At 66.0% G+C, this 23,133-nt stretch carries 22 protein-coding genes and 1 pseudogene; 18 read left to right on the top strand and 5 right to left on the bottom strand.

What is annotated here, in order from left to right:
• Nucleotides 1-7 precede the first annotated feature (7 nt).
• From LDN95_RS13775 to fabI, 8 genes and pseudogenes are all read left to right on the top strand, one after another.
• Nucleotides 8-682, top strand: coding sequence for a class I SAM-dependent methyltransferase (locus LDN95_RS13775; protein ID WP_017501308.1), 675 nt, complete (start codon nucleotides 8-10; stop codon nucleotides 680-682).
• 107 nt (nucleotides 683-789) lie between these two features.
• Nucleotides 790-3,147 (top strand): heavy metal translocating P-type ATPase, encoded by a 2,358-nt coding sequence (locus LDN95_RS13770; RefSeq protein ID WP_039335449.1) that lies wholly within the window; start codon nucleotides 790-792, stop codon nucleotides 3,145-3,147.
• A complete protein-coding gene (gene cueR, locus LDN95_RS13765) occupies nucleotides 3,144-3,542 on the top strand; it encodes a Cu(I)-responsive transcriptional regulator (protein WP_039335451.1) in 399 nt (132 codons plus the stop codon). The genes LDN95_RS13770 and cueR overlap by 4 nt, the downstream gene beginning before the upstream one ends.
• Nucleotides 3,536-3,757, top strand: coding sequence for a hypothetical protein (locus tag LDN95_RS13760; RefSeq protein ID WP_017501310.1), 222 nt, complete (start codon nucleotides 3,536-3,538; stop codon nucleotides 3,755-3,757). The genes cueR and LDN95_RS13760 overlap by 7 nt, the downstream gene beginning before the upstream one ends.
• A 189-nt stretch (nucleotides 3,758-3,946) precedes the next feature.
• On the top strand, nucleotides 3,947-5,668 hold the full coding sequence (locus LDN95_RS13755; RefSeq protein ID WP_226018245.1) for an alpha/beta hydrolase: 1,722 nt from the start codon (nucleotides 3,947-3,949) through the stop codon (nucleotides 5,666-5,668).
• Between the two features lie 3 nt (nucleotides 5,669-5,671).
• Nucleotides 5,672-7,099, top strand: a complete 1,428-nt coding sequence (locus LDN95_RS13750; protein WP_039335455.1) for a bifunctional enoyl-CoA hydratase/phosphate acetyltransferase — start codon at nucleotides 5,672-5,674, stop codon at nucleotides 7,097-7,099.
• Entirely contained in the window at nucleotides 7,092-8,282 is a 1,191-nt protein-coding gene (locus LDN95_RS13745) for an acetate/propionate family kinase (protein WP_226018244.1), read from the top strand. The genes LDN95_RS13750 and LDN95_RS13745 overlap by 8 nt, the downstream gene beginning before the upstream one ends.
• Nucleotides 8,279-9,052 (top strand): annotated as a pseudogene (gene fabI / locus LDN95_RS13740) (enoyl-ACP reductase FabI). Before LDN95_RS13745 ends, fabI begins: the two are co-directional and overlap by 4 nt.
• Before the next feature lie 27 nt (nucleotides 9,053-9,079).
• Here fabI and LDN95_RS13735 read toward each other — a convergent pair.
• On the bottom strand, nucleotides 9,080-9,499 hold the full coding sequence (locus LDN95_RS13735; RefSeq protein ID WP_039335459.1) for a hypothetical protein: 420 nt from the start codon (nucleotides 9,497-9,499) through the stop codon (nucleotides 9,080-9,082).
• A gap of 275 nt (nucleotides 9,500-9,774) precedes the next feature.
• Here LDN95_RS13735 and atpD point away from each other — a divergent pair, with 275 nt between their 5' ends.
• From atpD to LDN95_RS13685, 10 genes are all read left to right on the top strand, one after another.
• Nucleotides 9,775-11,187, top strand: coding sequence for a F0F1 ATP synthase subunit beta (atpD, locus tag LDN95_RS13730; protein WP_039335461.1), 1,413 nt, complete (start codon nucleotides 9,775-9,777; stop codon nucleotides 11,185-11,187).
• Nucleotides 11,184-11,594, top strand: a complete 411-nt coding sequence (locus LDN95_RS13725; protein WP_039335462.1) for a F0F1 ATP synthase subunit epsilon — start codon at nucleotides 11,184-11,186, stop codon at nucleotides 11,592-11,594. Before atpD ends, LDN95_RS13725 begins: the two co-directional genes overlap by 4 nt.
• Complete coding sequence (locus LDN95_RS13720; protein ID WP_039335464.1) at nucleotides 11,591-11,866, top strand: AtpZ/AtpI family protein; 276 nt, start codon at nucleotides 11,591-11,593, stop codon at nucleotides 11,864-11,866. Before LDN95_RS13725 ends, LDN95_RS13720 begins: the two co-directional genes overlap by 4 nt.
• Entirely contained in the window at nucleotides 11,863-12,129 is a 267-nt protein-coding gene (locus LDN95_RS13715) for an ATP synthase subunit I (RefSeq protein WP_039335465.1), read from the top strand. The genes LDN95_RS13720 and LDN95_RS13715 overlap by 4 nt, the downstream gene beginning before the upstream one ends.
• Nucleotides 12,126-12,827: a F0F1 ATP synthase subunit A gene (locus LDN95_RS13710; RefSeq protein ID WP_039335466.1), complete on the top strand. Its 702-nt coding sequence runs from the start codon at nucleotides 12,126-12,128 to the stop codon at nucleotides 12,825-12,827. The genes LDN95_RS13715 and LDN95_RS13710 overlap by 4 nt, the downstream gene beginning before the upstream one ends.
• Nucleotides 12,824-13,066, top strand: coding sequence for a F0F1 ATP synthase subunit C (locus LDN95_RS13705; RefSeq protein ID WP_017501321.1), 243 nt, complete (start codon nucleotides 12,824-12,826; stop codon nucleotides 13,064-13,066). Before LDN95_RS13710 ends, LDN95_RS13705 begins: the two co-directional genes overlap by 4 nt.
• Before the next feature lies 1 nt (nucleotide 13,067).
• Complete coding sequence (locus LDN95_RS13700) at nucleotides 13,068-13,817, top strand: hypothetical protein (RefSeq protein WP_039335467.1); 750 nt, start codon at nucleotides 13,068-13,070, stop codon at nucleotides 13,815-13,817.
• Nucleotides 13,789-15,321, top strand: coding sequence for a F0F1 ATP synthase subunit alpha (locus LDN95_RS13695; RefSeq protein ID WP_370631691.1), 1,533 nt, complete (start codon nucleotides 13,789-13,791; stop codon nucleotides 15,319-15,321). Before LDN95_RS13700 ends, LDN95_RS13695 begins: the two co-directional genes overlap by 29 nt.
• Nucleotides 15,318-16,166 (top strand): F0F1 ATP synthase subunit gamma, encoded by an 849-nt coding sequence (locus LDN95_RS13690; RefSeq protein ID WP_039335471.1) that lies wholly within the window; start codon nucleotides 15,318-15,320, stop codon nucleotides 16,164-16,166. Before LDN95_RS13695 ends, LDN95_RS13690 begins: the two co-directional genes overlap by 4 nt.
• Nucleotides 16,167-16,245: 79 nt before the next feature.
• Nucleotides 16,246-18,012 carry an oleate hydratase gene (locus tag LDN95_RS13685; protein WP_039335473.1) on the top strand — a complete coding sequence of 589 codons (1,767 nt, stop codon included), beginning with the start codon at nucleotides 16,246-16,248 and terminating at the stop codon, nucleotides 18,010-18,012.
• 180 nt (nucleotides 18,013-18,192) lie between these two features.
• Here LDN95_RS13685 and LDN95_RS13680 read toward each other — a convergent pair whose 3' ends face one another.
• The 4 genes from LDN95_RS13680 to LDN95_RS13665 all read right to left on the bottom strand — a co-directional run bounded on the left by LDN95_RS13680 (nucleotide 18,193) and on the right by LDN95_RS13665 (nucleotide 22,914).
• Nucleotides 18,193-18,813 carry a response regulator transcription factor gene (locus tag LDN95_RS13680; protein WP_039335475.1) on the bottom strand — a complete coding sequence of 207 codons (621 nt, stop codon included), beginning with the start codon at nucleotides 18,811-18,813 and terminating at the stop codon, nucleotides 18,193-18,195.
• Between the two features lie 224 nt (nucleotides 18,814-19,037).
• Nucleotides 19,038-19,922, bottom strand: coding sequence for a ribose-phosphate pyrophosphokinase (locus tag LDN95_RS13675; RefSeq protein ID WP_226018243.1), 885 nt, complete (start codon nucleotides 19,920-19,922; stop codon nucleotides 19,038-19,040).
• Entirely contained in the window at nucleotides 19,919-21,457 is a 1,539-nt protein-coding gene (locus LDN95_RS13670; protein WP_062345266.1) for a thymidine phosphorylase family protein, read from the bottom strand. Before LDN95_RS13670 ends, LDN95_RS13675 begins: the two co-directional genes overlap by 4 nt.
• The gene (locus tag LDN95_RS13665; RefSeq protein WP_052242496.1) at nucleotides 21,454-22,914 is read right to left on the bottom strand and encodes an MBL fold metallo-hydrolase RNA specificity domain-containing protein; all 1,461 of its coding nucleotides are present in this window, start codon (nucleotides 22,912-22,914) and stop codon (nucleotides 21,454-21,456) included. The genes LDN95_RS13670 and LDN95_RS13665 overlap by 4 nt, the downstream gene beginning before the upstream one ends.
• Nucleotides 22,915-23,133: the final 219 nt, after the last annotated feature.

Below are 23,133 nucleotides of genomic sequence, written 5' to 3'. Positions count from 1 at the left end.
GAAGCCAATGCAATCCTACACCCCGCCGCTCGGGACCGGATCGACGAAAGACTATGATCGCGCGATCCGCCTGTGGACGCGGGAGAAGCGGTGGCGTGCCGCCATGCTCGCCGCCCTGGCGCCCAAAGCCGGTGAGACGGTCGTCGACGTCGGCTGTGGCACCGGCAGCTTCGCGCTGATGCTCAAGCAAGCCGAGCCCAGGACGCAGGTGATCGGTCTCGATCCCGATGCCGAGGCGCTCGACATCGCGCGGCACAAGGCCGCTGTGCGGCGGGCCGATATCGACTGGCGTCAGGGATTTGCCAGGGACGTGGCCCCGGGTACCGCCGACGCTGTCGTGTCGAGTCTCGTGCTGCATCAGATGCCGGTCAGGGAGAAGGCGGCAACCCTGCGCGCCATGTTCGCCATGCTGCGCCCGGGTGGGCGCCTGGTGATCGCCGATTATGGCCGCCAGCAGGGTTTCATGCGGCTTGCCTTCCGCCTGACCGTGCAGCGGCTCGATGGCATCGATGATACCCGGCCCAATGCCGACGGCGTGCTCCCCGGCCTGATCGCGGCGGCCGGCTTCAGGCATGTGGCCGAGACGTTTCGGCTTTTGACCATCACCGGCGCGATCGACTTGTTTACGGCGCATCGACCGGCGCAGGACCACGGCCTTACGGTTGCCAATGACCTTGGCTGATGGCGGCCAGGCGAACGGGCCCGCCGATTTGTCCGCTTAGGCGATTACGTATTGACCCTGACACGGTGTCAGACCCTAGATCGTCAGGCGTCGAAAGGAGCAAGGCGATGAACGAGACACATGGAGCGGCGCATGGCGGCGGTTGCTGCGGCGGCCACAGCGCCGCGAAAGCGGCGACCGGCGTCAAGGACCCGGTCTGCGGCATGACCGTCGACCCGGCGACCACGGCGCATCAAGCCGAGCATGGCGGTGAACGCTATCATTTCTGCAGCGCGGGCTGCCGGGCAAAATTCATCGCCGATCCCGAGCGCTATCTCGGCCCGCCGGCACCGCCGGTCGCGGTGCCAGAAGGCACGATCTGGACCTGCCCTATGCATCCCGAGATCCGGCAGGACCATCCCGGGTCCTGTCCGATCTGCGGCATGGCGCTCGAACCCGCGACAGTAACCGCCGACAGCGGCCCCAGCCACGAACTGGTCGATTTCACACGGCGCTTCCGGGTCGGCCTGATGCTGGCCCTCCCGGTGCTGATCCTCGAGATGGGCGCGCATCTCTTTCCCGCGATCCATCGCCTCGTGCCGATGTCGATCTCGGTATGGATCCAGTTCGTGCTGGCGACACCCGTCGTGCTCTGGGCGGGCTGGCCCTTCTTCGAGCGTGGCTGGACCTCGCTCAAGACCCGCAACCTCAACATGTTCACCCTGATCGCGATGGGGACCGGGGTCGCCTGGATCTACAGCGTCGTCGCGACGCTCGCGCCCCAGCTGTTCCCGCCCGCCTTCCGCGGAGAGGACGGCATGGTTGCCGTCTATTTCGAGGCGGCCGCGGTGATCACTGTCCTCGTGCTGCTCGGCCAGATGCTCGAACTGCGCGCGCGCGAGCGGACCTCGGGCGCGATCAAGGCGCTGCTTAACCTTGCGCCAAAGACCGCGCGCCGGATCGGTTCCGATGGCAGTGAAGAGGAAATCAGCCTCGATCTCGTTGCGGTCGGCGACCGCCTGCGTGTGCGTCCCGGCGAGAAGGTGCCGGTCGATGGCGTGGTCGAGGACGGCCGTTCCTCGCTTGACGAGTCGATGGTCACCGGTGAGTCCATGCCCGTCACCAAGGCCAAGGCCGACACGGTGATCGGCGGCACGCTCAACCAGACCGGCGCGCTCGTTATCGTCGCCGACAAGGTTGGCCGGGACACCATGCTCGCGCGCATCGTCCAGATGGTCGCCGAGGCGCAGCGCTCGCGCGCGCCGATCCAGCGCATGGCCGATCAGGTGTCGGGCTGGTTCGTGCCCGTGGTCATCGCGGTCGCGGTGGTCGCATTCATCGCCTGGGGCATCTGGGGCCCCGAGCCGCGCTTCGCCTACGGGCTGGTTGCGGCGGTCGCCGTGCTGATCATCGCCTGTCCCTGCGCACTGGGTCTCGCCACGCCGATGTCGATCATGGTCGGGGTTGGCCGCGGCGCCGGGCTCGGCGTCCTCATCAAGAATGCCGAAGCGCTCGAGCATATGGAAAAAGTCGACACGCTCGTCGTCGACAAGACCGGCACGCTGACCGAAGGCCGGCCTGCCGTCACCCAGATCGTGCCGGCGCCCGGCTTCGACGAAGCCGAACTGCTGCGGCTTGCCGCCTCGGTCGAGCGGGCCTCCGAGCATCCGCTCGCGCTGGCGATCGTCGAGGCCGCCAAGGATCGCGGCATCCCCACGAGCGACGTCACCGACTTCGATTCCCCCACCGGACGCGGCGCGCTCGGCACCGTCGACGGCCGCCGGATCGTGCTCGGTAATGCGCGGTTCCTCTCGGAAGAGGGCATAGCAACCGACGCGCTGGCGGAGCAGGCCGACGCCCTGCGCCGGGATGGCGCCACCGCGATCTTCATCGGCGTCGACGGCACCGTCGGCGGCGCCTTTGCAATCGCCGATCCCGTGAAGCAGACGACGCCGGAGGCCCTGGCCGCACTCAAGGCCGAAGGCATTCGCGTGGTGATGTTGACTGGCGACAACCGCACCACAGCAGAGGCGGTGGCAAGGCGGCTCGGCATTGACGATGTCGAAGCCGAGGTACTGCCCGACCAGAAGAGTGCCGTCGTCGCGCGGTTGAAAAGCGAGGGGCGCGTGGTGGCGATGGCCGGCGACGGGGTCAACGACGCCCCCGCACTGGCTGCCGCCGATGTCGGTATTGCCATGGGCTCGGGCACCGACGTCGCGATCGAGAGCGCGGGCGTGACGCTGCTCAAGGGCGATCTCATGGGCATCGTGCGGGCACGGCGGCTGAGCCAGGCGACCATGTCCAACATCCGCCAGAACCTGGTCTTCGCCTTCATCTACAATGTCGCCGGGGTGCCGGTGGCGGCGGGCGCGCTCTATCCGCTGTTCGGCATCCTGCTCTCGCCGATCATCGCGGCCGCCGCCATGGCGCTCTCCTCGGTCAGCGTGGTCACCAACGCGCTGCGCCTCAACCGGAAAGCGCTGTGAACATCGGGGAGGCGTCGAAGCAAAGCGGGGTCTCGGAGCGTATGATCCGCCATTATGAGAAGATCGGCCTCATCCCGGCGCCGCCGCGCCGGGGAGCGGGTTATCGCGACTATGACGAGCGCGATCTTCATCGCCTGCGGTTCATCGCCAATGCGCGCGATCTGGGGTTTCCGATCGAGGAGATCCGGACCCTGCTCGGCCTGTGGGCCGACACGGGCCGCAGCAGCGCCGATGTAAAGCGGGTCGCGTTGGCGCGGGCGGAGGAATTGCAGCGCAAGGCCGAAGCGCTGACGACCCTGCGCGAGACCCTCGTCGATCTCGCCGAGCGCTGTCATGGCGACGAGCGGCCAGATTGTCCCATCATCGCCGAACTGAGTCTCGACAGAAAATGTTAGCGCCGGCCGCCTCTCGGACCAGACCCGCTCTGGCGGCCGGGGTGCTGATCGCACTTGGCATTCTCACGACGGGCCTCGCGATATATTTCCTCGCAGTCCGCCCGCCACTGCTGGCGGAGGATCTTCGCCATATCGGCGGCAACCCGCAGACCCTTTCGCCGGTATTGCGGGACTGGTTCGGCGGGATAGCTGGCTCGCCCGTGCGACCGCACTGAGCCTCCTGATCGTATTTGGCCGCTTTTCATACAGCAATGTCGTGCTGAGCTCTGACTTCTGGGGCTGGCATATGCGAGGGTAATCCCTCCGTAGGACTACGGAGTGCGCAGAGGCTTCCTGCGCTTCAGGGCTTGTTGCACCGCAGCAGGAGCGAAAATGTGCAGAGTCGAAGCAATATCCCTGACCCGTTGGACGGTCTGGCCACGACGCTGGATCGGTCGAGCTTCGCCGCCATCGCGCAGCTGACTTCAGGCCAGTCGCCCGCCACTTTGGCGCAGTCTTTTTCCGACTGGTGGACGCACATTCTCTGCTCGCCAGGCAGGCAGCTGCAGCTCGCCGCCAAGGGCGGGCGCAAGCTGATGCGGCTCGCCGACTATGCCATGCGCAGCGCATCCGGCAGCGATCCCGAGCCGGCGATCGATCCGCTGCCCCAGGATCGGCGCTTCGCCGACGCAGCCTGGAAGCGCCATCCGTTCGACCTGATCGAGCAGGCCTTCCTGCTCCAGCAGCAATGGTGGCATGCCGCGACGACCGGCGTGAGCGGCGTCACCGGGCACCACGAAGCGATCGTCGAGTTCGCGACCCGCCAGATGCTCGACATGGTGTCCCCGACCAATTTCATCCCGACCAACCCCGTGCTCCAGCAGCGCATCCTCGAAACCGGAGGACAATGCCTTGTCGAGGGTGCGCGATTTTTTTGCGACGACCTGGAACGCCTGGTACGCGGGGAGCCCGCAGCGGGCACGGAGGCCTATCGGGTCGGCGAGAAGGTCGCAGCCACGGCTGGCAAGGTCGTGTTTCGCAACAGGGTCATGGAACTGATCCAATATGCGCCCGCAACCGAGACGGTGCGTCCGGAGCCGATACTGATCGTGCCGGCATGGATCATGAAATATTACATCCTCGACCTGTCGCCGGAAAATTCGCTCATCCGCTGGCTGGTAGGGCAGGGCTACACCGTGTTCTGCATCTCCTGGCACAATCCCGACAGCGCCGACCGCGATCTCGACACGGAGGATTATCGCCTGCTTGGGCCGATGGCCGCCGTGGATGTCATCCAGGCGATTACCGGCACCGAGAAGATCCACGCGGCCGGCTATTGTATCGGCGGCACGCTGCTCGCCATCACCGCGGCCGCGATGGCGCGCGATGAAGATGAGCGTCTGGCGAGCGTCACGCTGTTCGCCGCCCAGACCGAGTTCAGCGAGCCGGGCGAACTTGGTCTGTTCATCGACGAGGCGGAGATCAACCTGATCGATGCGATGATGTGGGCGCGCGGCTTTCTCGACAGCAGCCATATGGGCGGCGCCTTCCAGATGCTGCGGTCCAACGATCTGCTCTGGTCGCGCATCCTCTCGACCTATCTCATGGGCGAGCGCGAGCCGATGACCGACCTCATGGCATGGAACGCCGACGGCACCCGCATGCCCTATGCCATGCACGCGCAATATCTTCGGCGCCTGTTCCTCGACAATGACCTGTCCGAAGGGCGCTACGAGGCCGGCGGCCACCCGGTCTCGCTCTCGGGGCTGCGCATGCCGATCTTCATGGTGGGCACGGAAACCGACCATGTCGCGCCGTGGCGCTCGACCCACAAGCTCCACATGCTGACGGGCGCGGAGATCCGCTTCGTGCTGACGAGCGGTGGCCACAATGCCGGGATCGTCTCCGAGCCCGGGCATCCTCATCGCCACTTTCGCGTCGCGACACGGATGCAGGATGGCCCGGCGCCAGGTCCCGATACCTGGCTGGAGCGGGCCGAGCTGCGCGAAGGGTCGTGGTGGCCGGAATGGAGTTCATGGCTTGGATCGCACTCGGGCAAGGCGGCCGCCCCACCGTCGATGGGCGCGCCCGAACGGAACTATCCGCCGCTCGGTGATGCCCCCGGGCGCTACGTGCTGGAGCGCTGAGCCATGGCCACCGCCAACCTCATCGAGAACCGCACGTTCGACGAGATCGCCGTCGGCGACACGGCCAGCCTCACCCGCACGCTGACCGCCGACGACATCCAGCTCTTCGCGGCGGTGTCAGGCGACGTGAATCCGGCGCATCTCGACCCTGTCTATGCCGAAACGGACATGTTCCACAGGGTCATCGCTCATGGCATGTGGGGCGCGGGGCTCATCTCGGCGATCCTGGGAACCGAGCTGCCAGGGCCCGGTGCGATCTATCTCGGCCAATCGCTTCGCTTCACCCGCCCGGTGGGCGTCGGCGACACCATCACGGCCTGCGTCACCGTCGCGCAGAAGCGCGCCGAGCATCATGTCATCGTTCTCGACTGCACCTGCGTGAACCAGAAGGGCGAGACCGTCATCAGCGGCCAGGCCGAGGTCAAGGCGCCCACCGAGAAAGTCAGCCGGCCCCGCATGCCGCTTCCCGACGTGCGGATCGCCAGCCATGACCGCTTCCGCCAGTTGATGGCGCGCGCCAAGGACGGATCTGCGTGCGTCACGGCCGTGGTCCATCCGTGCAGCGCCGACGCCATGCGCGCAGTGGCTGAGGCCGCCGACGCCGGCATCGTCGTTCCGATTCTCATCGGCCCTGCGGCGCGTATGACGAATGCGGCGAAGGACGCCGGTGTCGATATTGCGGCCTTCCGGGTGATCGACGTCCCGCACAGCCACGCCGCCGCCGCCGAAGCCGTCGCGCGCGTGCGGGCCGGCGAAGCCGCGCTGCTGATGAAGGGCTCGCTTCATACCGACGAGCTCATGGGCGCGGTCGTATCGTCCGACACGGGCCTTCGGACCGAACGCAGGATTAGCCACGCCTATGTGATGGACGTGCCCGGCTATCCGCGCCCGCTCATCATCACCGACGCCGCGATTAACATCGAGCCGACGCTTGAGGACAAGGCCGACATCGCGCGCAACGCGATCGACCTTGCCCATGTGATCGGGATCGAACAACCCAGGGTCGCGATCCTCGCCGCCGTCGAAACGGTCAATCCGAAAATGCGCACCACATTGGATGCCGCGGCGCTCTGCAAGATGGCGGACCGGGGCCAGATCGAAGGCGCGCTGCTCGATGGCCCGCTCGCCCTCGATAATGCGATCAGCGAGGCGGCCGTGCGCGAGAAAAGTATCGTCTCGCCGGTCGCCGGCCAGGCGGACATCCTGCTGGTGCCCGATCTGGAGGCCGGCAACATGCTCGCAAAGCAGCTGACCTTCCTGGGCGGCGCCGATGCCGCAGGCGTGGTGCTCGGCGGGCGCGTTCCGATCATCCTCACCAGCCGGGCAGACAGCGTGCGCACGCGCCTCGCCTCCTGCGCGCTCGCGGTGCTGCTGGCGCGGGCTGCGACCAAGGCGGCTCCCGGCGTTGCGGGACAGCGCCGCGATGGCTGAAATCCTGTGCCTCAACGCCGGTTCGTCGAGCCTTAAGTTCGCGCTCTACGCCGAGCCGGGCACTGATGAGCCCTCTTTGCTGGCGAGCGGCAAGATCGAGAATATCGGCCTTGAGCCGCACCTGATCGCGCGCGATGCGAAGGGGGATGTCCTTGCCGACCGGCGCTGGACGAAAGACGTCACGATCACGCATGAGACGCTGCTCAAGGATTTGCTGCGGGAGATCGAAGCTTCGGTCGGCGAGGATCTGATCGCGGTAGGACATCGGATCGTTCATGGGGGCGCTGACCATTCAGCGCCGGCGCGGGTCGACGCGCCACTCCTCGCCGCACTCGAGGCGCTTTGCCCACTGGCGCCATTGCATCAGCCCCATAATCTCGCCGCGGTCCGCGCCGTCTCCAGGCTGCGCCCCGCTCTGCTGCAAGTCGCCTGCTTCGACACCGGCTTCCATCATGGCCAGCCCCCGGTTGCGACGCGCCTCGCGCTGCCGCGCGCGCTCGGCGAAGAGGGCATGCGGCGCTACGGCTTTCACGGCATCTCCTACGAATATATCGCGCGGCAGCTGCGTTTGATCGATCCCGATACAGGCGGTGGCCGCACGATCGCCGCGCATCTCGGCAACGGGGCCAGCCTCTGTGCGATGGACGGGGGGCGCAGCATCGACACGACGATGGGGTTCACCGCACTCGACGGATTGGTGATGGGCACGCGGTGCGGAGCGCTCGACCCGGGCGCGGTGCTCTATCTTCTCCAGCAGAGGGGCATGACGGCGCGCGAAGTCGAGCATCTCCTCTACAGTGAGTCCGGCCTTTTGGGCGTGTCCGGCACATCGAGCGACATGCGCGCGCTTCTCGGCAGCGAAACGCCCGCCGCTGGGGAAGCGATCGACCTCTTCGTCTGGCAGATCGCGCGCCAGGCTGGCGCCCTCGCATCCTCGCTCGGGGGGCTCGATAGCTTCGTGTTTACCGCCGGGATCGGCGAGAATGCGCCTGAAATCCGCGCCCGCGTCGCCGATCGGCTCCGCTGGCTCGGCGTGGCGCTCGACACGGACGCGAATCTCCGCGGAGCGTCGGTCATCAGCGCGCCGTTCAGCCGTGTCACGGTGCGCATCATCCCGACCGACGAGGAGTGGATGATCGCCATCCACACCGCCGATCTTCTGCGTGAGGAGCCGAAACCATGAAACCTCTCGTCGATCTTACTGGCAAGCGCGGCCTGGTGATCGGCATCGCCAACGCGCAGAGCATCGCGGCGGGCTGCGCCCAGGCCTTCCACGACTGTGGCGCGAGACTGGCGGCGACCTATCTCAACGGAAAGGCCGAGCCGCTCGTGGCGCCCGTCGCGGAGACCCTGGGAGTCGAATGGCTCGCCGCGTGCGATGTCCGGGTGCCGGGCGAACTGGAGGCCCTGTTCGAGCGGGTGAAGTCCGAATAAGGCGGCCTCGATTTCCTGCTTCATTCGATCGCTTTCGCGCCGAACGAGGATTTGCACGGCCGCGTCGTCGACAGCTCGGCCGAAGGCCTCGCGCTGGCGATGGACGTCTCGTGCCACAGCTTCCTGCGCATGGCGCGTCTCGCCGAGCCGCTGATGTCGGATGGCGGCTGCCTGCTGTGCGTCACCTTCTACGGGTCGGAGCGGGTGGTCGAGCACTACAACCTGATGGGGCCGGTCAAAGCGGCCCTCGAAAGCGCGACCCGCTATGTCGCGGCTGAGCTTGGCCCCAAGGGCATTCGCGCCCATGCGATCTCGCCAGGCCCGATCGCGACCCGCGCTGCCAGCGGCATCGACCGCTTCGACGAGCTGCTCGAACGGGCCGCGGCGACGGTCCCGCAGCACCAGCTCGTGACCATCGAGGATGTCGGAGGGCTCGCCGCCTTCCTGGTGAGCGATGCCGGCCGCCATATCACCGGCACGATCATTCCGGTCGATGGCGGTCAGCACCTGCTCGGCTAGGGCGGCTCGCCGCGATCGGGGGCTATCCTATTTGTCGCTGGTGGCCTGCTTCTCGCCGTCGCCCGGGCTTTTCTGCCCGAACCATGGTCCGACAATGGCAGCAAAGGCATCCAGCGCCCCGGGAGCCGTCGGAGCGCTCGCGACGGCCTGCCAGGCCTGCTGCCATTCCTCGAACGCCGATCTTGTGCCGGCAATCATATGCTCGCGGACCGTGGCCATGTCCTCGAACAGTGCCCGCGGTCCGGCCGGGCTGACCGCGCCGGCGTCCGACGTCTTGTCCGTCGCGCCCGCAATCGAGGCACGCGCCTCTTCGGCGAAGCGGCCGGCGGCGCGGTTGCCGACCTCGAGCGACTCTTCGCCAACTTTCCGGGCGACTTCGGCGAGCTTCAGCATCAGGCCGACATTCGCTTTGGCGAGCGCGGCAAGTTGATCGACCGGATAGGGCATGGGACGATGAACCTTTCTCTTCGCGTCTAAGCTCCAGCGTATCGGGCATGCAGCCCTGGCCTGAGGCTCATCGCGTCGCGCCGCCGATATTCGGCGAGGCTGAATCAGAGAGAATCGGTAACTCTACGTATGCCGAATCTGCGGCTTGCCTGCGACGCTCAGCCAATGCACTTTTGGCTTGTCGTCCATGTCGTGCCCGCGGGCAGCGACTTCTACCCGTCCCGTCATGATCGCGGCACGGTCGGGCATGATTATGGTCTGACCCGGCAACCGGCATGGGCGTGATACCATCCATAGCCAGGCTCGGCCGGATTGCGGCGCTCCGCGGTCCCGTCCTCGATGTCGAGTTCGACGAAGGGCCGCTGCCCGCAGTCAATGAAGCACTGCGCATCGATGCGGCGTCAGGCCCGCTGGTCGCGGAAGTGCAGAGCCATATTGATGATCGGACCGTCCGCGCCGTCGCGCTTCAGCCGACCTCCGGTCTGGCGCGCAATGTCGGCGTGGTGGCCTTGGGCGCACCCATCGCGGTTCCGGTCGGAGACAAGGTTCTTGGGCGGCTCCTTACGCCGACCGGGCAGGTGGGGGACGGCGGCGCGCCGCTCGGACCGGATGTGCCATTGAGGCCGATCCATCGCGCACCCCCACCGCTCGACGAGCAGAGCGCGGCGACGGCGATGTTCGAGACCGGCATCAAGGTCATCGATCTGCTCGCACCGCTTGCCCAGGGCGGCAAGGCCGCCATGTTCGGGGGCGCGGGGGTGGGCAAGACCGTGCTGGTGATGGAACTCATCAACGCGATGGTCGCCCGCTACGAGGGTGTCTCAGTGTTCGCGGGCATCGGCGAGCGATCGCGCGAGGGCCATGAGCTGCTCACCGACATGCGCGGCTCGGGTGTGATCGACAAGACCGTGCTCGTTTTCGGGCAGATGAACGAGCCGCCGGGCGCGCGCTGGCGGGTCGGGCTGACCGCGCTCACCATCGCCGAACATTTCCGCGACGAGCAGAAGCGCAACGTCCTGCTGCTCATGGATAATGTGTTCCGCTTCGTCCAGGCCGGCAGCGAGGTGTCGGGCCTGCTTGGACGCATGCCCTCGCGCGTCGGCTATCAGCCGACGCTGGCCAGCGAGGTGGCCGCGCTGCAGGAGCGCATCGCCTCTGTGCATGGGGCTGCGGTGACCGCGATCGAGGCGGTCTATGTGCCCGCCGACGATTTCACCGACCCTGCGGTCACCGCCATCTCCGCCCATCTTGACAGTTCCATTCTGCTCTCGCGCGCCATGGCGGCCGAAGGCATCTATCCCGCGGTCGATCCCCTGGGGTCCTCGTCGATCCTGCTCGATCCGCAGGTCGTGGGTGATCATCATTACGCGCTCGCCCAGCAGGTCCGAGAGACGATCGCGCATTATCGCGAGCTGCAGGACATCATCTCGCTGCTCGGCATCGAGGAGCTGGGCCGCGAAGACCGGCTGATCGTCGGCAGGGCGCGGCGACTTCAGCGCTTCCTGACCCAGCCCTTCATGGTGACGCGGGCCTTCACCGGGCAAGCCGGCCGCTCGGTGGCGCTGGCTGATACCCTGAAGGGCGTCGCGGCCATCCTGTCGGGCGAGACCGACGACTGGCCCGAAAGCGCCTTCTACATGGTGGGCGATATTGAAGAGGCACGCTCTCGCGTGGGGCAGGGCGCATGAAGCTGCGCATCACCGATCCGACCGCGATCCTCGTCGACGCCGATGTCGCGTCGGTTCGCGCCGAGGACGCCAGCGGCAGTTTCGGCATCCTGTCGGGCCATGCCGATTTCCTGACCGCGCTTGGCGTCTCGATCGTCTCCTGGCGGGGCTCCGATGGCGCTCCCGGCTATTGCGCGGTGCGCAACGGCATTCTGACCGTGAGCCACGGCACGGAGGTCGCGGTCGCGACGCGCGAAGGCCATGTCGGCGATGACCTTGGAACGCTCGAGCATGACGTGCTCGCGCGCTACCGCGAGCGCGACGAGGGCGAACGATCCGAACGGACCGCGTCGGCGAAGCTCAGGATGCAGGCGATCCGCCATATGGTCGAGGCCCTGCAGGGTGGTGGCCGGGAGCTTGGTCTGTGAACGCGGACAAGCCCGAGCAGCCGATCGTCGAAGCCATCCGGACCCGCGCGGAACGGCGGCGGCTTGCGCAGCGGCTTCCTTCCGTCGCCCGCAATCTCGGCCAGATCGGCGTGCTCGGTTGGCAGATCGTCCTGCCCGCGCTGGTCGGTCTCGCGATCGGCCGCTGGCTCGACCACCGGCTGGATAGCGGCATCTTCTGGACCGCGCCGCTCCTGCTCGTCGGGCTCGCCCTCGGCTGCTGGTCGGGCTGGCGCTGGATGCACCGGCAATGAGCCAGCTCTCCCCCATCCTGTTCCTGGCCCTCGGATTTGCGGTCGGCCTCGCCCATTTCGCGGCCATCGCGAGAGAAGCCGACCTCGTCACACATGGCGGCTCGGCATCGCGCGCGATCCTGCTGAGGCTCGGGCGTCTCGCCGTCACTATTCTGGTCCTCGTCATCGCCAGCCGCCAAGGGTGGCCGGCGCTTCTTGCCGCAACAGCCGGCTTCATGGGCGGTCGCCAGATCATGCTCCACCGGTTCGGAGGTGCCCGATGAAATTCGCCTCGCCGCTCGAAGGCCATGTACTTTTCACCGTCGGCCCGGTACCGATCAGCCAGCCCGTGGTCACGACCTGGGGCATCATGGTCGTGCTCACCATCGGAAGCTGGCTGCTGACCCGCCGCCTTACTCTCCGCCCATCGCGTGCGCAGGCTGCGATCGAGCTGGTCGTCGAGACCGTCGCCGGCCAGATCCGCGAGACGATGGAGGCGGAACCGCGGCGTTATCTGCCGCTGATCGGCACGCTGTTCCTGTTCCTGCTGGTCGCCAACTGGTCGTCGCTGATCCCCGGCGTCGAGCCGCCGACCGCGACCCTCGAAACCGACGCGGCGCTGGCGCTGATCGTCTTCGGCGCAACGCTCTGGTTCGGCGTCCGCGCGCTCGGGCCCAGGGCCTATCTCGCGACCTTCGCGCGCCCCTCGATCCTGCTCGCCCCGCTCAATATCGTCGAGCTCTTCACCCGCAGCTTCTCGCTGATGGTGCGCCTGTTCGGCAACGTCATGAGCGGCGTCTTCATGATCGGCGTCGTGCTGAGCATCGCCGGGCTGCTCGTCCCGATCCCGCTGATGGCGCTCGAAATGCTCACCGGCGCGGTCCAGGCCTACATTTTCGGCGCGCTCGCCATGGTCTTTATCGGGAGCGCTATCAGCGAGAACGGCGCCCGCCCGGCATCCAAACAGGAGTCCCCCGCATGAACTGGATCCATCTCGCCAGCATCCTCGGCGCCGCTTTCGCGATCTCGATCGGCGCAATCGCCCCGGCGCTCGGGCAGGGCAGGGCCGTCGCCGCCGCGATGGACGCGATCGCGCGCCAGCCCGAAGCCGCCAACACCGTCTCGCGCACGCTGTTCGTGGGCCTCGCGATGATCGAGACGATGGCGATCTACTGCCTCGTGATCGCGCTGCTGCTGCTCTTCGCCAACCCGTTCGCCTGACATGCGGATCGACTGGTGGACGCTCGCGCTGCAGGCGGTCAATGTCCTCATCCTCGTGTGGCTGCTCGGACGCTTCCTGTTCCGTCCGGTGATGGATGCCATCGCTGCCCGCCAGGCATCGGCCCAGGCGCTGCTCGACGAAGCGCAGGAGGCAAAGGACCGGGCACAGGCCGAAGCGCAGGCGCTCAAGACGCAGAATGACGGCTTCGTCGCGGATGCGGCTGCGCGGCACGCCGAGATCCGGACCGAGGCCGAAGCAGAGCGCCAGCGCCTCCTCGCGCAGGCCAGGCTCGAGGCGGACGCCGTGGTCGAGCAAGGCCATGCGGCGATCGATGCCGAACGCGGGCGGGTGGCGGCACAGTGGCGGGAAAAGGCAGCGAGCCTCGCCGCCTCGATGGCGGGCACATTGCTCGCTCGTCTCCCGCCCGAGCAGACGGTGCAGGCCATGGTCGACGCGCTCAACGCGCGGCTCGGGGACCTTTCCGAGGCGGATCGCCGCAGCCTGGCGGTCGCCGGGACCGTCACCGTCGCGACGCCCGCGCCGTTGACGGCCGATCTGCAGACGCAGGTAGCGCGCGCGCTTGGCGAAATCCTGCCGGATACCGCGACCCCGATCTTCGCGGTCGATCCAGATCTCATCGCCGGCGCGGAGCTTCGCACGCCCCACGCCGTCGTGCGCAACAGCTGGCGCGCCGATCTCGACGCCATGGTGGAGAGCCTCAATGAGGACGATCATGCCCGGATCGCCTGAAGACTGGCTGACGCAGGCCCAGAGCTGTATCGCGCGCGCCAATCTCGGGCCGCGTGTCGATGCAATTGGCCGGGTGGAATCGATCGGCGACGGCGTTGCTATGGTCTCGGGCCTTCCGGACGCGCGCCTCGACGAATTGCTCTATTTCGCCCGGGGCCAGACCGGATTCGTCCACACGCTCGACCGGGACCGGATCGGCTGCGTGCTGCTCGACGATGCCGCCCAGGTGGAGGCAGGAGACACCGTAACCGGCTCGGGCGAGGTGGTGCGCGTGCCGGTTGGCGAGGCATTGCTTGGCCGCGTCGTCGATCCGCTCGGCCGTCCGCTCGATGGCGGCCCACCGATAAGGGCCAGGCGTTTCGACCCTGTCGAACGGCCGGCGCCATCGATCATCGAGCGCGACCTCGTCGTCCAGCCGGTCCAAACCGGCACGCTCGCGATCGATGCGATGTTCGCCATCGGCCGGGGGCAGCGGGAACTCATTCTCGGAGACCGCGCCACCGGCAAGACGACGCTCACGGTCGACACGATCATCAACCAGCGCACGAGCGACATGATCTGCGTCTATGTCGCAATCGGTCAGAAAAGCTCGGCGGTCGCACGCGTGATCGATCAGGTGCGGCGGCATGGCGCACCGGACCGCACCGTCTTTGTCGTGGCGAGCCCCGCCGCGGCGCCTGGGCTTCAATGGATCGCGCCCTTCGCGGGCTTCACGATGGCCGAATATTTTCGGGACGCGGGCGGCCACGCGCTGGTGGTGCTCGACGATCTCACCAAGCATGCCGCGACCCATCGCGAGATCGCTCTGCTGACCGGGCAGCCGCCCGGGCGCGAGGCCTATCCCGGCGACGTCTTCTTCCTCCATTCCCGCCTGCTCGAACGCGCGGCGCGTCTCTCGGCCAAACGAGGGGGCGGTTCGCTCACCGCCCTGCCGATCGCGGAGACCGATGCCGGGAATGTCAGCGCCTATATCCCAACCAATCTGATCTCGATGACCGATGGTCAGATCATTCTCGACGCGAAGCTGTTCGCGCAAGGGCACAAGCCCGCCATCGACGTCGGCACGAGCGTGAGCCGGGTCGGCGGCAAGACGCAGCTGCGTGTCCTGCGCGACGCGAGCGGAACCATGCGCCTCGACTATGCGCAGTTCCTGGAACTCGAGATGTTCACCCGCTTCGGCGAGCAGCCTGAGCCGCGCGTCCGGGCCCAGATCGAACGTGGCAAACGCTTGCGCGCCCTGCTCGTGCAGCCATTGCTCAGCCCCCTGCGGGCCGTCGACCAGGTGGCGCTGGCCCTTGCGCTCAGCGAAGGGTTGCTCGACGACATGGCAGTAGCGGAGATACCGTCGCTCCGCACACGGCTGCCCGCCTGGATCGACGATCACGTCCCCGAGCTTTGCGCGCAGATCGAGCGGACCGGACAGATCGACACTGCGCAGCGGGCCGCTCTGGTCGCGGCGGTGAAAGCGCTGCTCGAAAGCCCGCGGATGGGCGGTATGCCATGAGCGATCGTCTCGCCGAGATCGGCCACCGGATCGAGACCGTCCGCCAGCTCGGTGCGGTGGTCAACGCCATGCAGGGCATCGCCGCGCAGCGGGCGCAGCAGGCGCGCGCGCTGCTGCCCGCGGTGCGACGCTATGCGGAGACCGCCCGCACCGCCATTGGCCAGGCGCGCCGCCTTGACGAGCCACTGGCGCGTTTTCCGGCGCGGGCGGTCGGTGGTGCGAGAGGCGGCCTTATCCTGTTCGGTGCGGAGCAAGGCTTTGCCGGGGCCTTTCCGGAGCAGCTGCTCGACGGCGCCGCGGCCGACATGCAGGACAGGCATATTCTTCTGATTGGGGCACGCACGGCGGCCCTTGCGGCCGAGCGCGGTCTGCGCATCGCATGGAGCGCGAGCATGCCGAGCAAGGCCGACGCGCTTCCCGCGCTGGCGACGAGCATCATCGACGCGGTTTACGACTTTCTGGAGGAGGCCGGCGCGGTGCCCATTACCATGGCTTATCCGGTCTGGAGCAGCGGCAAGGGCATCTCGATCGTGCGTGCGAGCCTCCTGCCGCTCGACCTCGACACTTTCCCGGCGTCCACGGCGGATTTGCCGCCGCTCGTCAATATCAAGGCGGCGGACCTCATCGGCAACCTGACAGTGGAATATGTCTTCGCCCAGATCTGCGCGGCGGCGGTCGAGACGTTCGTCGCCGAGAATGAGGCACGGCTGCGCACCATGGCGACCGCCCGCAGCCACATCGATCGCAAGGGCGAGGCCCTGCGCCTCGAGGAGCGGCTCACGCGTCAGGATCAGATCACCAGTGAAGTCGTCGAACTGAGCGGCGGGCGACATCGGCGAGAATGAATGCAGGGCAGGCATTTCTGCTGTTCAGCAAGAAACCGCAGAACCGCCATTGTCGTCGGGATCGAAGAGGGAGTTCGTCATGCACTATAGTAGCGGAAACTATGAAGCTTTCGTGCGCCCCCGCAAACCTGAGGGCGCTGACAGGAAGACGGCCTGGTTCGTCGGCTCGGGTCTTGCGGGACTAGCGGGCGCGGCGTTCCTGATCCGCGACGGCGGCGTCGCCGGCGAGCATATTACCATCCTTGAGGAGCTGCATGTTCCCGGCGGCGCGCTCGACGGCCTCGACGTCCCCGAAAAAGGGTTCGTCATCCGCGGAGGGCGCGAGATGGAGGAGCATTTCGAATGCCTCTGGGATCTCTATCGCTCGATCCCGTCGCTGGAGATCGAGGATGCGAGTGTGCTCGACGAATTCTACCGGCTCAACAAGGACGATCCGAATTTTTCGCTGCAGCGCGTCACGCAGAACCAGGGCCTGGATGTGCCTGACAAGGCTTTGCTGACACTCGGCGATCGCGCGCAAAAAGATCTGATCTCCGTCTTCCTCGCGACGCGGGAGGAGATGGAGAACAAGCGGATCAACGAAGTCTTCGGCGATGATTTCCTCAGGAGCAACTTCTGGCTCTACTGGCGCACCATGTTCGCCTTCGAGGAATGGCATTCCGCGCTCGAGATGAAGCTCTATCTCCATCGCTTCATCCACCATATCGGCAGTCTGGCGGATTTCTCCTCACTCAAGTTCAACCGCTACAATCAATATGAATCGATGGTCCTGCCGCTGGTCAAATGGCTGCAGGATCGCGGCGTCAGGTTTCGCTACGGCGTCGAGGTCACCGACGTCGATTTCGACATCCAACCCGGCCGCAAGCAGGCGACCCGGATTGCCTGGATCGAAAATGGCGTCGAAGGCGGCGTCGATCTCGGCGCCGATGATCTCGTCTTCATCACCATCGGATCGCTGACCGAGAATTCCGACAATGGCGATCACCATACTCCGGCCAGGCTCAACGAGGGGCCCGCGCCGGCTTGGGATCTGTGGCGCCGGATCGCGGCCAAGGATTCCGCCTTTGGTCGTCCCGATGTGTTCGGATCCAATATCCCGGAAACCAAATGGGCATCGGCAACCATCACCACGCTAGACGCGCGCATCCCGGCGTACATTCGCAAGATCGCCAGGCGCGATCCGTTCAGCGGCCGGGTGGTGACCGGCGGCATCGTCACGGTCAAGGACTCGAGCTGGCTACTGAGCTGGACGGTCAGCCGGCAACCCCACTTCAAGAAGCAGCCGAAGGACCAGATCGTCGCCTGGTTCTATGCCTTGTTCGTCGACCGGCCGGGTGACTATGTGAAGAAGCCGATGCAGGACTGCACGGGCGAGGAAATCACGCAGGAATGGCTCTATCACCTCGGCGTGCCGGTCGCGGATATCCCCGGGCTCGCGGCGACGGGAGCAAAGACCGTGCCGGTGATGATGCCCTACATCACCGCCTTCTTCATGCCGCGCCAGGCCGGCGACCGGCCGGAGGTGGTGCCTCAGGGCGCGGTCAATTTCGCCTTCATCGGCCAGTTTGCCGAGTCGAAGCAGCATGATTGTATCTTCACGACGGAATATTCGGTGCGCACGCCGATGGAGGCCGTCTACACGCTCATGCAGGTCGAACGCGGCGTGCCTGAAGTGTTTAGCTCAACCTATGATATTCGCACGCTCTTGGCTGCGATCGGGCCGCTCAGGGATGGCAAGGGGATCGACATTCCCGGCCCGTCCTTCCTGCGCAAGCTGCTGATGAAGAAGCTCGAAGGCACAGAGATCGCCCAGTTGCTGGAAGAGTTTCACGTTATTTCGGAATAGTGATCGAAGGCCATCTGGCCGTTTGGATGGGGCGAGCCCGCGCCCGAGCCGCCGGAGCCTGCGTCGCCATGCCTTCGTCACGGGTTCGATGGATGCCGATGTATTATTCCGCCAACGCCTCGCTCTGCTCCGGGTCGGCGAAGCCAAAAGATGCGCAGTGACAGAGTTGTGTCTGCAGGCTTACGACCGCTTTCCCATTCCCGCCGAAAAGGCGATCCTCAAGGTCTCGGAAAGCGTATGGGCGCCGAGTTTGGCCATAAGGCTCGCACGATGGACTTCGACCGTTCGGGAAGAGATGCCGAGGTCGTAGGCGATGGTCTTGTTTGGGTGCCCCTGAGCGAGACCTTCTAGGACGTCCCGTTCACGCGGCGTCAGAAGATCTATCTGCATCCTCGCTTCAGCTTCTTCGAGGGCACGGCTCTCTGCCCGGTCGATGCGCGCGAATGCTCGGTCGACTGCAGTGAGCAGTACGGCCCTTTCGATCGGCTTGGCGAGAAAATCGACGGCGCCTGCCTTCATCGCCTGGACCGCCAGCGCGACGTCGCCATTTCCGGTCAGCACGACGATCGGCATGTCGATGTTTCTCTGTGTCAGAACTGCCTGAACCTCGAGACCGTCCATATCCGGCATATGCATGTCGAGAATGACACAGCCGATCTCGGCTTCACCCGCAATCTTCAGAAATTCCGGTCCCGATGCATAAGTCTCAATGATGAAACCCGCTGTTCGTAACGTGAACGCCACCGCTTTCCTGATTGTCTCCTCGTCATCGACGATATGAACGACGCGCTTTTCTGCCATGGTCCCCCTGGCAATTCAAACCTACCATGCTGCAGCGTCGGTCACGCCGCCGCTTCGCGCGCGCCTTGTGCGGGTTGGACCATAGTCCAAGGTCAAGGGGGATTTTGTGCCTCACGAACTCGGCGATCACGCCGGCATCTGGCGAGCCAAAGCGTGGACGACATGCTGTCGGCAGGTTCAGAAGCTATTTTAGGGAGGGGCGCCTGCGTGCCCCGCAGTCCTGCTTACGGGGCGTTGCGGACAGCCTCCGCGATCACCGGCATCATGTCGATGTCGTTGGAGGTGTGAACGATTGTGTTCGTGCTGACGATGCGCCCCACATACCCGCCCAGAACCTGCGCCGCGTCGCCCGCGAAGAGGGGATGAACCACCACACAATCGGGTGGTGCGAAACCCATGCTGGCGAGCTGGCGTGCCGCGACCGCGAGCGTTCGCCCTGACGAGGCGATATCGTCGACCAGCACTGCCTGGCGATCGAGAAATGCCGAGGCGTTGGGGATCGAAATCGTCACCTCACGGTCGCCGGACCGCACTTTCTCGCAGACGAGGAACGGCGCATCGGCGTCGGCCGCGACCTGCGCGACCCATTGCTCGCTTTCCATGTCGGGGCCGATGATCAGCGGCCGGGCGACGTTCCGTTTGATCCATGCTGCCAGGAGCGGGGCCGCATGAACGACCTGGGTCGGAATTCGATAGATCTCTGCCAGCGCATGGTAGCGGTGGAGATGCGGATCGACCGTCACCATCCAGTCGAGATGGCGAGACAGGAGGGCGGCAAAGGTTCGCGACGTGACCGCCTCGCCGGGATGGAAGCGCACGTCCTGGCGCATATAGGCGAGATAAGGGGCGACGAGACCAAGCTTGAGGGCACCAAGCTCGCGAAGCGTGTCAGCGGCGAACAGAAGCGGTAGCAGCTTCGCGTCCGGACGATCGAGGCTCGACAGAAGGACAACGTGCCGATCGGCGACATCGCTTTCGATCCTGAGATAAGTCTCCCCGTCAGGAAACTGGCGATGTTCCAGTGCTCCCGGCTCCGCGTCGAGGGCAGTGCACAGGGCCTGCAGCAGCGCCTCGCTGCCGGGAAGCGCGAAGATGATCGGCCGGTTCATTCAGCGGTAATCCCGAAGATCGCCCCGTCACTCACCGCGAATGCCGCGGCATAGTCAAGCTCACCGGGACTCTCGGCATGGATGGTGCATAGTGGGGCGCCTGCCTCCACCGTCTGGTGCAGGCGGCTGTGCAGCGCGACCCCGGCGGCTTTGGCTGTGGGCGCGCCGGCGAGCTTGGCGACGATTGCGAGCTTGCGATTGTCGATGCTGACGATCCTGCCGCTATAAGGTGCGATCATATCCTGCTGAAACTTGGCAACCGGCGGTTCTCGCATGCCGCCCTGGGCTTCGCAGATGCGTTGAAATTTCGCCCAGGCCCGGCCGCTTTCGAGGCTTTCCAGCGCGCGCGCGAATCCTCCGCCGGTCGGTGTCGCTCCCGCCAGCTCGAGGAGGCCTCCGGCGAGTTCGCATGCCCGGTGCGCGAGATCCTCTGCGCCGGGTTCGCCCTGGAGCACGGCCAGTATCTCCTGGGCTTCGAGCGCCGGGCCGATGCCACGGCCAATCGGCTCGACGCCCGGGCCGCACATCACGCGGGTGCGCAGGCCAAAGGCCTCGGCGACCGAGGTCAGCGCCGTCGAGAGCGTTTCGGCTGCCTCGGCGCTGCGCACCTTGGCGGTCGGGCCGACCGGGATGTCGATCACGAGATGGGTCGCGCCGGCGGCAATTTTCTTGGAAAGTACCGAGGCCACCATCTGTCCGACCGCGTCGATGTCGAGCACCCGTTCGACCCCGATGATCACATCGTCGGCCGGGCTGAGCTTTACGGCGCCGCCCCAGGCGATACATCCACCCTCGCGCTCGACCACCCGGCGGATCGCGGGCACGTCGAGGTCGACGGGCGCCAGCACTTCCATCGTGTCGGCAGTGCCGGCCGGCGAGGTGATCGCGCGTGAGGACGTCTTGGGCATGATCAGGCCTTCAGCGGCCATGATCGATACGATGATCGGCGTCGTGCGATTGCCCGGCAATCCGCCGACGCTGTGCTTGTCGACGATGACGGCACCGGCCCAGCTCAGCCGCTCTCCGACATCGACCATGGCCCTCGTGAGCCCGACGGTTTCATCCTGATCAAGCGGGACCGCCGAACAGGCCGTCACGAAGGCCGAGAGATGGACATCGCTGTACCGGCGCTCGGCAATGTCAGTGATGATCGCCGAGAAGGCCGCTTGGCCGAGTCGGTTCCCGTAGATACGACGCCGCACGTCACTGAGCGAGGCAAGCGGCTGGGAATGCGCGATCTCCACCAGGTCGCCGTCACTGACGCCGAGCCGGTGCCAAGCCGCCTCGGACAGGCCAATCTCGCCGGGTGCCGGAATATCGGCCGAACTGTGCAGCAGGGAGACCACCACTTCATGGCCGCCGGCGCGGAGTCTGATTTGAGCGCGGGACGCGAGCCCTTCGGATCGACAGACCGGGCAGTCGTGACGCATGACTGCAATCGGATCGTTGCCGGCTGCGGTAAGGCCGAGGCGTCGCGCCCGTAGCGTCGTCGCGATGGGCTCCGCATCGGTTTCTTCGATTGCGGGGGCGCTCACGCCAGCATGCCCCAGCTTCCCAGCGCCGGGACGCTGGAGGACCAGCTCAGTTCTTCCGAGATGCGCTTCGCCAGCACATGTGCGCCGGTGGGCTCTCCGTGGGTGACGAACACATGTTTTGGCGCCTCGTGCAGCGAGCCGAGCCATCGCATGAGCTCATCGCTGTCGGCGTGCGCAGACAGCATGGTAAGGTTTGCGACCTCGGCCTCGACCGGAATATACTCGCCGTGGATCTTGATCGTCCGGGCACCGCTGATCATCGCCGCGCCGCGCGTCCCCGCCGCCTGGAAGCCCGAAAAGAGGACGAGATTCTTTCCGTCCGGTGCGAAGCGCTTGAGATGATGCAGGACACGGCCACCAGTCGCCATGCCGCTTGCCGAGATGATGACCTTGGGGGCGGGATTCGCGGTCAGCTCCTTGGACTCCTCGACTTCGCGCACATAGTGCGCGACTCCGCAGGCCGCCTCGCACTCCGCGCGACTCAGCCGGTGCTCCCCCATGAAGTCGCACATCAGCCCGCTCGCGTTGATCGCCATGGGGCTGTCGAGATAGATAGGGATGTCCCGCAGACGGCCGTCGGCACGCAGACGTGAAAGGTGATAGAGGAGCGACTGCGCGCGTCCCACGGCGAAAGCCGGGATCACGACCGTGCCGCCGCGCCTGACGCACCGCTCGATATGGTCCCCCAGCGCTCTTGTCGGGTCGATCTGCTCGTGGCGGCGATCGCCATAGGTGGACTCCACGAGGACATAGTCGGCGCGCGCGGGCGGCTCGGGATCCTTCATGACCGCGTCGCCGTAACGCCCGATGTCGCCGGAGAAGAGGATCGTGCGACCTTTCCAGTTGATCTCGATCGACGCGGCCCCGAGGATATGTCCGGCGCGATGATAGCGTGCCTTGATGCCATCCGCGATCACGTGCCATGCCCCGAACTCGATCGTTCGGAACAGTTGCAGCGCCAAGCGCGCGTCGGCCTGAGTGTAGAGCGGCAGTGCCGGTTGGTGCTTCGAAAAACCGTGACGGTTGGCGAACTCCGCGTCCTTCTCCTGAAGATGACCGCTGTCCGGCAGTAGAAGCTCGCACAGAGCTTCGGTGGCCCGTGTACTGAGAACGGTTCCTCCCCACCCGAATCGTGCCATCCGGGGCAGCGCGCCGGAATGATCGAGATGCGCATGGGTGAGCAGCACCAGGTCGACATCGGCAACCTCGGGCGGAATCGGCGCCCAATTGAGGCGGCGCAGATCCTTCGGACCCTGGAACAGGCCGGAATCGATGACCACCTGCGTCTCGCCATCATCCACTAGGTACCGAGAGCCCGTTACGGTCCCCGATGCGCCGAGAAAGGCGATGCCGAGGCCGTCTGCTGAGCGCTCCGCGAGATCGATACGCGCTTCTTGTTCGAGGATAGCCGTGCCGAAATGGCTGCGGGGGCGATGCTTCTGTTTCCTCTTGTGCATGAATCCTTGCCTGCCTCTCACGTTTATATTCGTGAGCGCAGCATTGGTGGGCTCGTACCTCGAGCCTATACGCAAAAGCCGCAGCAAGCCTGTTTAGAGTCCTCTAGCAAGGAGGAACCCCTCCGACTTCAGTCGGATACTGGCTTCAGCCACAGACTCGCGTGCTAGCCTGTAACCTCGGGAAAAGCGGAAGCCGCCGAAGGCGTGAAGCTTCCGCTT

Source organism: Novosphingobium sp. FKTRR1, assembly GCF_020404405.1.
Taxonomy (GTDB): Bacteria; Pseudomonadota; Alphaproteobacteria; order Sphingomonadales; family Sphingomonadaceae; genus Novosphingobium.
Note: the sequence above shows the minus strand (reverse complement) of the source record. Positions and strands in the feature narration are given on the sequence as shown.

Excerpts from the sequence above, each read along its gene's own strand:
- LDN95_RS13690 (WP_039335471.1), top strand. The coding sequence starts at position 15,318 with ATGAGCGATCGTCTCGCCGAGATCGGCCACCGGATCGAGACCGTCCGC.
- LDN95_RS13745 (WP_226018244.1), top strand. The coding sequence starts at position 7,092 with ATGGCTGAAATCCTGTGCCTCAACGCCGGTTCGTCGAGCCTTAAGTTC.
- LDN95_RS13735 (WP_039335459.1), bottom strand. The coding sequence starts at position 9,499 with ATGCCCTATCCGGTCGATCAACTTGCCGCGCTCGCCAAAGCGAATGTC.
- LDN95_RS13705 (WP_017501321.1), top strand. The coding sequence starts at position 12,824 with ATGAACTGGATCCATCTCGCCAGCATCCTCGGCGCCGCTTTCGCGATC.
- LDN95_RS13665 (WP_052242496.1), bottom strand. The coding sequence starts at position 22,914 with ATGCACAAGAGGAAACAGAAGCATCGCCCCCGCAGCCATTTCGGCACG.
- LDN95_RS13695 (WP_370631691.1), top strand. The coding sequence starts at position 13,789 with ATGAGGACGATCATGCCCGGATCGCCTGAAGACTGGCTGACGCAGGCC.
- LDN95_RS13710 (WP_039335466.1), top strand. The coding sequence starts at position 12,126 with ATGAAATTCGCCTCGCCGCTCGAAGGCCATGTACTTTTCACCGTCGGC.
- LDN95_RS13725 (WP_039335462.1), top strand. The coding sequence starts at position 11,184 with ATGAAGCTGCGCATCACCGATCCGACCGCGATCCTCGTCGACGCCGAT.
- LDN95_RS13770 (WP_039335449.1), top strand. The coding sequence starts at position 790 with ATGAACGAGACACATGGAGCGGCGCATGGCGGCGGTTGCTGCGGCGGC.
- LDN95_RS13675 (WP_226018243.1), bottom strand. The coding sequence starts at position 19,922 with ATGAACCGGCCGATCATCTTCGCGCTTCCCGGCAGCGAGGCGCTGCTG.
- LDN95_RS13700 (WP_039335467.1), top strand. The coding sequence starts at position 13,068 with ATGCGGATCGACTGGTGGACGCTCGCGCTGCAGGCGGTCAATGTCCTC.
- atpD (WP_039335461.1), top strand. The coding sequence starts at position 9,775 with ATGGGCGTGATACCATCCATAGCCAGGCTCGGCCGGATTGCGGCGCTC.
- LDN95_RS13680 (WP_039335475.1), bottom strand. The coding sequence starts at position 18,813 with ATGGCAGAAAAGCGCGTCGTTCATATCGTCGATGACGAGGAGACAATC.
- LDN95_RS13685 (WP_039335473.1), top strand. The coding sequence starts at position 16,246 with ATGCACTATAGTAGCGGAAACTATGAAGCTTTCGTGCGCCCCCGCAAA.
- LDN95_RS13760 (WP_017501310.1), top strand. The coding sequence starts at position 3,536 with ATGTTAGCGCCGGCCGCCTCTCGGACCAGACCCGCTCTGGCGGCCGGG.
- LDN95_RS13715 (WP_039335465.1), top strand. The coding sequence starts at position 11,863 with ATGAGCCAGCTCTCCCCCATCCTGTTCCTGGCCCTCGGATTTGCGGTC.
- LDN95_RS13775 (WP_017501308.1), top strand. The coding sequence starts at position 8 with ATGCAATCCTACACCCCGCCGCTCGGGACCGGATCGACGAAAGACTAT.
- LDN95_RS13750 (WP_039335455.1), top strand. The coding sequence starts at position 5,672 with ATGGCCACCGCCAACCTCATCGAGAACCGCACGTTCGACGAGATCGCC.